This window comes from Thiomonas sp. TH-17, assembly GCF_057473305.1.
Map to the genome: position 1 here is coordinate 1 of NZ_JBYCKI010000218.1, position 9,920 is coordinate 9,920.

Genomic DNA, 9,920 nt, shown 5'->3' on the forward strand with positions numbered 1-9,920 from the left:
GCACTGGCCATGCTGTAACTGGTGCCGGTGACGGTGCGATCCGAGCCTTGCTCGCCGCCAGTGACTTTCACCGGGCGATCCACCAAAGTGCCGGTGAAGCGCTGACCCATTTCAGTGGTGCCGCGGCCAACCTTTTGTGCGCCGGGTTGCGGACGGGCGTCACAGAATTCTTTGTAGCGCTCAGCGCTCAGATAGTCGGAGCCGGTGATGGCGCGGCAAGAGCCCGGCTCGTCACCTGTCATTTTGGAGGACCGGCCCACTTCTGTCCCGGTAACACGCTGTTCGCGCAGCGTGGTGCTCACTCCCACCTTCGGCGGATTGGGAGCTGGGCGGGTCTTGCACAACGTGTCGAATTGCTCAGAGCCGATGTATTCGGTTCCGGTGATGGCGCGGCAGGAGCCCGGCTCGTTGCCGCTGACGCGCTGGTTGCGTTCGACTTGAGTGCCCGTCACACGTTGGCCCGAAAGGGTATGCCCTTCCTCGACCTTCATCGGCACGGGAGCCTGCGTGTTGCGAGCCTTCATGCGGCCACTGGGACGCGACGATTCGGTAGCGGCGGAGGCGCCGGCGCGGCCGACGAGCGACTGCACATGACGGCGCTGCATCGCCACTTGGCGAGCGGTCGCCCCCTTGCTCATGGCGGCCTGCCAATCCTGTCCCGGAAGCGAGGCCGCAATCTTGGTGGCTTGCGCCACACGACGCAGACCGGCCTTGCCATCCTGCGCCAGCGCGGCACGGCGAGCCTGCGCCAGGGCGCGACCTCCCGCCATCGGCACAGCGCGAACAGCGTTTGACACATCAGCAGCGGGTGTGAACATCGCGCTCTGGGTGGACAGCGCCGGAGCCGTAGCCACATCGGCGCAACCGCAACCACAGGACTGCTCGGTGGCGCAGCCGCAAGCAGCGGATGCATCACGAGAGGAAGCCTCTCGGGAGATCGCAGCGACCGAGGGGCGCAGATGCGCGCTCGGACCGCCGCTTCCAGCCAGCTTGACCGCCGCCTTACCCTGCTGTGACAGCGCCTGACGGCGCGCACGCGCTGGACTGAGCTGCGCCTGCGGGGGATTCAACGACGCGGTGGGCGCAGAGACGGGGGCAAAGACGGCCGCACGCACGACGGGCGCTGCCGATACGGCAGAGGCGGGCCGCGACTGCGAAGTAGCAGCAGAAGATGCGGCAGCCATCTCCGGCCTTTGGCGCGCAGGGGCGCCAGCAGGCTTGGCCGAACCGGCCTTGCCATGCAGCGCCATGGCCTGGCGCCGCTTGAGTGCCAGCTCGCGACCCGAAAGGGTCGCCTGCGCATGGCGATCGGCAGGATATGTCATGGTGGACCTCGAAGCAGAGAAGTCGTGAATTCAGAAAACCCGGAGTCTGAATCCGAGGCACGCAGCCTCGGAAACCGGCGCGACGGCCTTGATGCCATCACGCCAGATCCGCGATCAGCGGTGGACAACGAACGCGAGACCCTGACTCTGGGAGTAGTTGTCATAAGCGACAAAACGCACCATGTGGTCAGGAAATTCGCGGTGACAGGCCTCAAGTTCAGCCAGCACCGCGTCGACGGACTGCTCGCCGAACAGCGGCAGCTTCCACATATACCAGAAGCTCACGCGAGCTGAGGTGCCCTTTTCGGTGTGTTCCACCGCGGGGTTCCAGCCCTGGGCGATGGTGTAGGCAATCTGGCGACGCACCTGGTCGGGCGTCATTTGCGGCAGGTAAGAGAAGGTTTCGTACTTCTTGGTGGCTTTGTAAGCTTGCACAGTGGCCATGATGAATTCCTTTGAGAGCAAACGGTGTCAGGCAGCGGCGGCATAGGCTGCCGCCGCACCGGGATCGATCACTTGTTGGTGACGTCCAGCTTGTCGACGGTGTCGAACTCGAACTTGATTTCTTTCCAGGTTTCCATGGCGATCTTCAGTTCGGGCGAATGCTGGGCGGCTGCGGTGAGAATCTCGCGGCCTTCCTTTTCGACCTGACGGCCTTCGTTGCGGGCCTGCACGCAGGCCTCAAGCGCCACGCGGTTGGCCGCGGCGCCGGCCGCGTTGCCCCAGGGGTGGCCGAGGGTGCCGCCGCCAAACTGCAGCACGGAATCATCGCCGAAGATGTTGACCAACGCGGGCATGTGCCACACGTGAATGCCACCAGAGGCCACGGCGAAGGCGCCGGGCATGGAGCCCCAGTCTTGATCGAAGAAGATGCCGCGGCTGCGGTCTTCCGGCACATACGATTCGCGCAGCAGGTCGATCCAACCCAGAGTCGAGGCACGGTCGCCTTCGAGCTTGCCCACCACGGTGCCCGTGTGCAGGTGGTCGCCACCCGACAGACGCAGGATCTTGGTCAGCACGCGGAAGTGGATGCCGTGGTGCGGGTTGCGATCAAGCACGGCGTGCATGGCGCGGTGGATGTGCAGCAGCATGCCGTTGTCCTGACACCATTGGGCCAGGCCGGTGTTGGCACAGAAGCCGCCGGTGATGTAGTCGTGCATGATGATGGGCGCGCCGATTTCCTTGGCGTACTCCGCACGCTTGAACATTTCGTCCGGGGTCGGTGCGGTCACGTTCAGGTAGTGGCCCTTGCGCTCACCGGTTTCGGCTTCGGCCTTGAGCGTGGCTTCCTGCACGAAGTCGAAACGCTGCTTCCAGCGCATGAAGGGCTGCGAGTTGATGTTCTCGTCGTCCTTGGTGAAATCGAGACCGCCGCGCAGGCACTCGTACACGGCGCGTCCGTAGTTCTTGCCCGACAGACCCAGTTTGGGCTTGATGGTGCAGCCCAGCAGCGGGCGGCCGTATTTGTTGATCACGTCGCGTTCGACCTGGATGCCGTTGGGCGGGCCGTTGCAGGTCTTGACGTAGGCGATCGGGAAGCGGATGTCTTCCAGGCGCAGGGCGCGGATGGCCTTGAAGCCGAACACGTTGCCCACCAGCGAGGTGAACACGTTGACCACGGAGCCTTCTTCGAACAGGTCGATCGGATAGGCGATGAAGGCGTAGAAGCAGGTGTCGTCGCCGGGCACGTCTTCGATGCGATAGGCGCGGCCCTTGTAATAGTCCATGTCGGTCAGCAGGTCGGTCCACACCGTGGTCCAAGTGCCGGTGGACGATTCAGCCGCCACAGCCGCCGCAGCCTCTTCACGATCGACGCCCGCTTGCGGGGTGATCTTGAAGCAGGCCAGTAGATCGGTGTCCAGAGGGGTGTACTCCGGCATCCAATAGGTTTGCCGGTACTCCTTAACGCCGGCCTGATAGGTCTTAACTGCCATATCGATCACTCCTTAGCGATGAAACGTGACAAAAATTTCAATGTTCTGGCCAACAGGTACGGGCGGCCAACCGAAAGTCTCTTTGATACCGCAACACAGGACAAGTCGGGGCGACCCGTCTTGCGTTGCGCTGCTTGGAATTCCAAGCAGCCGTGAGAGGTCAGAAGATCTCTGCACAAACCGCATATCCTTGAAAGCGGGTTGAAGAATACCGCCCCGCACACATAAGAATCAATTTATATCGACAACACATTCGTTCAGGAAAACTAAACCATCCGATCCGTTTCGGCGCCGATCAGTTGCGGAATTTGATGGGACGCCCCACCTGAATGTCGTGCACGAACACCACGCCGGAGTGCGCCTCAAAAAAGGGCTGGAAGCCTTCGAGCAGTGGGCCCACGAGCTCTTCGGGCACCGCAGCGATGATCATGATCAGCGCATCGTCCTCATTGAACATGAGGTGGCCTTCGTACATGCCGTGACTACCCTTGCCCGACAGGTTGCCGACGATGGTGTAACCCTTCACTCCGGCGCGGTCGAGCAGGTCGGTAGCGAACTCCTTGTGCGCTCCTTCGAGGATGATTTCCAGCTTTTTCAGCGGATACAGCTTGATGGCGTTCATGCGACGAGATCCTCCTGAGTCTGGGGAACGAGCGGTGCGCGCTCCTCCCATTGCCCATTGTTGTAAACGAAAGGTTTGTAGCCCTGAGTGGGGTCGATGACGATGGCGCGTATCCAGCCGCCGAGCACCAGATTTTTCACCTTGACCACGCTTTGCAGCGCCCGCCCGGCAAAGTCCAGCGGCGCCTCGATGAGGGCGATCAGGCGCATCGGCTCGTGGTAGGGGCGACCTTCGCGCATCACCGTTTGCATCGGCAGGCCGGTGCGCAGGTCGCTCAGATTGCCGGTCATCACCCCAAAGCGTCCAGCGACATTGTGATAGGCCTTGCTGCCACTGCCCATGTGGGCGTTATCGACGGTGGAGAAAAAATGCTCCAGGTTGATCCACTCGCCCACCACGACGGGCGCCGCGAGAATGTTCTCGAGCAGACGCCCCTTGGGGTCACAGCGCCAGTCGTAGGACTGCAGAAAGGGCCGCCCTTCCAGATCGGCGGCCTGGGTCAGACTGCGGCGGCCGATGATGCCGTAGACATTCTGCGAAAGCCCCCACTCAGGCCGCGTTTGCGACCAGTCAACCGCCAGACGGTGCGCCAGGCGGTAAGCATGGGCTGGATCGAGTTCACGCGGGCTGGACATCAACTTGGGCATGCGCTCGGCTGCGGCCAGGCGCGAAGCCGCCCGCAGGCCGTTGCGCAACCGCTCCAGATAGACGAGCAGACGCGGGGGCAGCAGGTCGAGATCGAGCAGTTCGATGGAATCGGTGGTGGTGGTGTGCACGGCCGGCAGGAACCAGGTGTCTTCCGGGATGGTGATGCCCATGGTCGCAAGGCGCTCGCGCACGGCCGTCTTGTTGGCCATCTGGGACAGCACCCGTGCGTTGACCAGACCGCTGCCGCCGCCGCAGGCGCCGCAGTCCAGCGCCGACTCGTAGGGGTTGTTCTCGGTCTGTCCGTTGTGGCCGACGATGAGCACGAAGCGCGAGAAGGTCTTGGTCAAGCCGATCATGGTCAACGCGGTATGCACATAGTTGACCTGCTCGTCGAGCGAGTAGCCAATGCGCCCCAGACGCACCAGTTGGTAGCCGGCAAAGTCGGGATCGACGCGGTACACCTCGCGCAACTTGTCGATGAATTCGGCCTCCTGCTTGTCCGACACGCCGAACGACTCGCGCAGGCGCGTGGGTCCGCTGCGGTGGCGCAGCGCGGTTTCGCGCAGTTCGCGGATCATGGCGTCGTCGACCCGTTCGCGGTCGATGTGCAACTCAGCATGCAGCGCCTTGACGATCATTGCCCGCTGCAGGGTGCGGATGATGGAATCGGCCTGCTCGCGGGTGAGCTTGTCGACCAGCAGGCGGGTGACGGGCTTTTCGGCGTCGATGCGGCTGCGCCAGCGGCTGTAGCCCAGTGGCGCCAGAGTCTTGCCGAACAGATCGAGACCGAACAACATGCCCACCGCCTCGACGGTGACGTAGGGCGAGAGCACCGAGCTTTTGAGGTCGTGCAGCACGTGCCCCAGCGTGCTGACAAAGTCTTCGTCGTTGGGGTCGAGGGCCGCGGGCAGTTCGAGCACCAGATTCTTGGGCGTGACCACCGCCGGGCAGAAGTGGCTTTCGCTGCCTTTGCCATAGCCCAGAAAGCCCACGGGCACGCCGAAAAATCCAGCGATGCCGAAGGTCTGATAGTCGCCCACGCGCTCCAAATGGCGGCGGATGGGCTCAGAGCGCACGTCGATGCAAAACCAGGCCTGGGCAAACGGACGCTTGTTGGCAGGCAGGTCTTGGGGCACCTGCACCCGAGCCAGCAGATGGTCGATGGACTGCGCCTCCATCGCCAGAGTCCAGACCATGCCCTCCTGTTCGGCGAATTCCTGCAGGCCCTGCAGCAGGCCTTGCACCCCGCTGGGGTCGAGCGCTTCGAGCGCGGGCGTGGCTTTGGCGGCAACAGCCAGCGCTCGCAATGCGTCGGCCTGTTCCTGCGCGAGTTTGCGCTGCCACAGCGGCCAGTAACGCTGCAGCAGGTCGTCGCAGCGAGCGCAGTGACCACGCGCCAGCGTGTCGTCGATGCGCTGCGCCCAGTCGGGCAGCACCGCGCCGCTGTGCAGCGCCTCGCGCAGCAGGCATTCGGCACTGCGCTCTTGCAGCAAGGCGTCGAGCTGCCCGCGCTGCACCGGCGTGCCGCGATGGCGCGCACTCTCTTGCAACAGGGCGAGCCCCACGATCAACCGAATGGCCAGCAGGTCGACGATGTCGGCCGGATAGCGCTGCGCCCAGTAGTAATGCTTGGCCGAGGCCCGCCAGCGCACGAAGCCGGTCCAGCCGTGCAGGCGGGTGAGCTCGCGGGTGAAATAGGCCGACCAGTCATCGGTGTCGACGCCCATTTCCTCCATGACATGCACCACGGCGCTTTCGGCATCTTCGACACGGTCGAGAATGCGCCGAACGTTCAGCCCGCGAAGGAACATGCGAGCATTGCGCCGGGTGACTTCGCTCCAGGCCGCAAACAGCCCGCGCTCTCGCCCCGGCATGCGCCAGGAGGACTGGTCCTCGTCGAAAAAGTCCAGACAGCTCTTGATCACCAACTCGTCGAGCTCGTCGGCCAGGCGGGTGCCCCACAAGGCATCGACCGCCTCGGGCAGGGTGTGCGCGTGAAGTCGCTGCTTCAAGGCGGGCAGCAACGCAGCGGCATCGACCGTCTGCTGGGTCGCGGTCTGCGCGTGCAGGGCCGCGTGCACCTCATGGGCCTGCGCGCCGGACACCACCATGTCGCGGTCATGCTCGGCCTGCATCATGGCATGCAGCCATTGCGGCCAGTCGATCCCCGTCACGGAGGGCAGCTGCTGCGCGCGCCGCTCGATTTCCTGGGCCAGCGTCTGCGCTTGCACCTTGCCCTCACGCTGCCAGTGCTGATAGTTGGTGCGGGGCAAGAACATGCGCGCGTGAAACAACTCCGCGCCGCGGCGCACCGCCTGCTCGAACGGCAAGTGCTCTAGCCCGTACAGCGGGTTGTGGTGGATGAAGGTGCGCATCGGCCAGAAATAGGGCACCGGCTCGCCCGCCACATAGGCGGTCGAACGCACCCGCAGGCGCTTAGCCAGATTCAATGCATCGACCATACCCAACCCCCGATTAGACCTAGAGAGATTGCCGCCAGCGCCAGCAGAACCCACACGGCGGCCATCGTTGTCGACAGATCGGCGGTGCCGACTGGCTGCGGCCATGGCTCGCCGAACAGACTGTGCTGCCACAGCATCGAAGCCGCCCAGCTCCACAAAATCCAGACCGCAAGCACCGTGAACACGCAAAGGGCCGACACCTGATGCAGCACGGCCAGCAGAGCGAAAAACCCCGGGAACGGCGGCGCGGCCAGTGCCGCCACCAGCGCCACAACAAGCGCCCCAGTCAGACGGGGATAGATTGCACCGAGCCGCCCGCGCAAGCCCAGATAAGCGCCGCCCAGACGCCGTTGCAGCGCGCAGGCCAGCAGGGTGAGCACAGCGGCCGGCAGACTCAGCGCCAGCGCCACGGCAATCAAGCGCTCACCTGACATACCGAACAGCCAGGCCAGCCAGATCAGCGCCCAGGCCGAGGTGGCCTGCAGCCGCGCCCAAACGAACAGCTCGCGCACCGACAGCAGTCGCCAGGCATAGAACAGCGCGGTGAGCGCCGCGACCACCTGGATCACGCGGGCCATCGCTCCGGTCGGCACAGGCACGCCGCCGAGCACCACCGCCCCCGCCACCGGCAGGGCGACGAGCAGCAGCGCGCGCAGCCAGTTGGGCAGCGCCTGGAGCGCGGCATTCACCGCCAGGCTGAAAGGCAGCAGCGGCAGCAGCAAGACGGCACAGATCAGCAGTTCGATCATCGCTTCCCCCTCAGAGGGTGTGAATGAATCCGGCGTGGCCGAGCGGCGCGCCCAAACGCACCCGGTCAAGGCGCAAAGCACAGGCGTGCCCGTTGGCACGGCGCGCATTTGCAACGCCGAGCGGGAGTGTTTGGGCACGAGGAGCGGACATGGCGGATTTGTTCATACTCTCTCAGACCCAGCGCAGCCAGACGTTCACCCGCTTGGACGCTGCAACCGTGGCGCGCGACATCTGGGTGTAGATGTCGGAGATGTAGAACTCGCGCGAAATCAGGGCGTAGAGATTGAGATAAATGGCGTTCCACAGCGTGCCCTGCCGCCCCTCCAGATCGAGCGACTGCGCATAAAACGTCACCAGCCAGGCGCCGACCAGCACCAGGGTGAAGAAAATGATCATCAGATCGAAAGCCAGCAGGTTGATGCCCGCCGCGGCATAGGTGGCGTCACGCAACACCGGATCGGGATAAAGGAAGGTCTCAAACGCGTGGGCAATCAGGGTGTAGCCCACGACCACGATGAGGAATGACAGAAAAATCATGACCAGCGAACGCCACGGGTTTTCGCTGGGCAGCTTGTGAATGGAGAAAAACACCTGCGCCCCCGTGACCCAGCCAAAGAACAGCAGCACGATCGCGCCCTGTTTGTGGAAGAAGTCGGCAGCCACCAGCCAGTGCGACAGCCCGAGCACCACAGCGGGCACCAGCACGGTGATCGCCGCGGCCAGCAGCCAGGGCACCTTTACCGCACGCAGCGGGCGCCGTTCGACCACGAAGGTGTAGATGTCATCGGCGGGTACGCCGTCGTCGCGCCGGGTATCGCCGATGACATTGCCCGAGCCGAGAAACAGCGTGGCCTTGAACAGACCGTGCGCTATGAGGTGATACACCGCCAGTGAAAATGCCCCCAGCCCGCACTCCATGATCATGAAGCCCATCTGGCCCATGGTGGAGTAGCCCAGCGACTTCTTGATGTCGTTTTGCGTGAGCATCAGCGCCGAGCCGAGCAAGGCCGTGACCAAACCGACGACGAAAGCCAGGTGCAGCACGTCCGGCGCGTGGATGAGCAGCGGCGCGAATCGGTTGAACAGAAAGCCGCCCGCATTGACGATGCCCGCGTGCATCAACGCCGATACGGGCGTGGGGCCGTCCATGGTGTAGGGCAGCCAGATGTGCAGCGGAAACTGGGCCGAGCGCGCAAAGGCCGCCAGCGCCACCAGCAGACCGGCCACCGGCACCACGGCCACGCCGCCAAGCTGCAAGTGAGGATCAGCGGCCACGCGGGCAAACAAAGTGGGCAGATCCCACGCCCCATAGGCCTTGACCAGCAACAGCGCCGCGCCCACCAAAGGCAGGTCGCCCAGCCGGTAGGTGATGAACGTCCAGAAGGCGTAGCGGCCGGTGACCTCGCGCTGGGTGTTGTGTCCCAGCAGGAAATACAGCAACTGCCCCACGGCAAACCAGGCCACCAGCAGAGTGATCAGATCGCCTGCGCTGACCATCAGCAGGATGGTCGCCGTCATCAGATCGAGCAGGGAGAAAAAGCGCACATAACCGGGCTCATCGGCCATGTAATTCAGCGAATACACATGCACGATCAGGCTGATGCCCGCCACCAGCACCGACATGGCCAGACTCAGCGGATCGAGCAGCAGCCCCATCTGCGCCACGCCGACAAACAGCGACTGCCCTTCCGCGCCGCGCAAATACTGCACCAGCAGCACCAGCGCCACCAGCAGCGTGAGCGTGGTGAACCCGATGCTCCAGCGCGCCGCGCGACGTTGATGGCCCCCAGACAACAGGGGAATCAGGGCAGCGGACAACAGGGGCAAGGCTGGCAGGGCCAGCACGGCAACATCAATCCAGTTCATCGGCTTGGGGCTTTCGCACGGAAGTCTGCTGCAACAGCTTGAAAGGGAGCGGCGGCCTGCCAGCCTTTGATCAGGCCGCCGCGACAAGAAGGCCGCCCTGTATCAGCCGACGGCAGGAGTAATCCTAAGGGCGGCTTTAGGTAAGGAAAATTTATAAATTCTGTTTTTCTGTTCAATTACCCTGAACAGACGGGCTGGGACGCAAACCGAACTCGCTTACCAGGCTGCTGAAATACTTCCGTCTGCAGTCCACGGCACCGGCGTGTGAGCCGTTATGCAGTGAGCCCCCTCAGATCTACTGGAGACCCGAGCA

Annotated in this window: 7 protein-coding genes; all 7 read right to left on the reverse strand. The window is 63.8% G+C overall.

What is annotated here, in order from left to right; genetic code table 11:
- Positions 1 to 1,325: alpha-carboxysome scaffolding protein CsoS2 (locus AC2VLV_RS13040; protein WP_486990397.1), on the reverse strand; the 1,325-nt coding region annotated here is incomplete at its 3' end.
- Positions 1,326 to 1,439: 114 nt separating this feature from the next.
- Positions 1,440 to 1,769: a RuBisCO small subunit-like domain-containing protein gene (locus AC2VLV_RS13045; RefSeq protein WP_486990398.1), complete on the reverse strand. Its 330-nt coding sequence runs from the start codon at positions 1,767 to 1,769 to the stop codon at positions 1,440 to 1,442.
- A gap of 68 nt (positions 1,770 to 1,837) precedes the next feature.
- Positions 1,838 to 3,259 (reverse strand): form I ribulose bisphosphate carboxylase large subunit, encoded by a 1,422-nt coding sequence (locus AC2VLV_RS13050; RefSeq protein WP_486990399.1) that lies wholly within the window; start codon positions 3,257 to 3,259, stop codon positions 1,838 to 1,840.
- A 295-nt stretch (positions 3,260 to 3,554) separates the two neighbouring features.
- Entirely contained in the window at positions 3,555 to 3,881 is a 327-nt protein-coding gene (locus AC2VLV_RS13055; RefSeq protein WP_013104276.1) for a P-II family nitrogen regulator, read from the reverse strand.
- Complete coding sequence (locus AC2VLV_RS13060) at positions 3,878 to 6,991, reverse strand: DUF2309 domain-containing protein (protein WP_486990400.1); 3,114 nt, start codon at positions 6,989 to 6,991, stop codon at positions 3,878 to 3,880. The genes AC2VLV_RS13055 and AC2VLV_RS13060 overlap by 4 nt, the downstream gene beginning before the upstream one ends.
- The gene (locus AC2VLV_RS13065) at positions 6,976 to 7,740 is read right to left on the reverse strand and encodes a hypothetical protein (protein WP_486990401.1); all 765 of its coding nucleotides are present in this window, start codon (positions 7,738 to 7,740) and stop codon (positions 6,976 to 6,978) included. Before AC2VLV_RS13065 ends, AC2VLV_RS13060 begins: the two co-directional genes overlap by 16 nt.
- A 172-nt stretch (positions 7,741 to 7,912) precedes the next feature.
- Positions 7,913 to 9,607, reverse strand: coding sequence for an NADH-quinone oxidoreductase subunit 5 family protein (locus AC2VLV_RS13070; RefSeq protein WP_486990402.1), 1,695 nt, complete (start codon positions 9,605 to 9,607; stop codon positions 7,913 to 7,915).
- Positions 9,608 to 9,920: the final 313 nt, after the last annotated feature.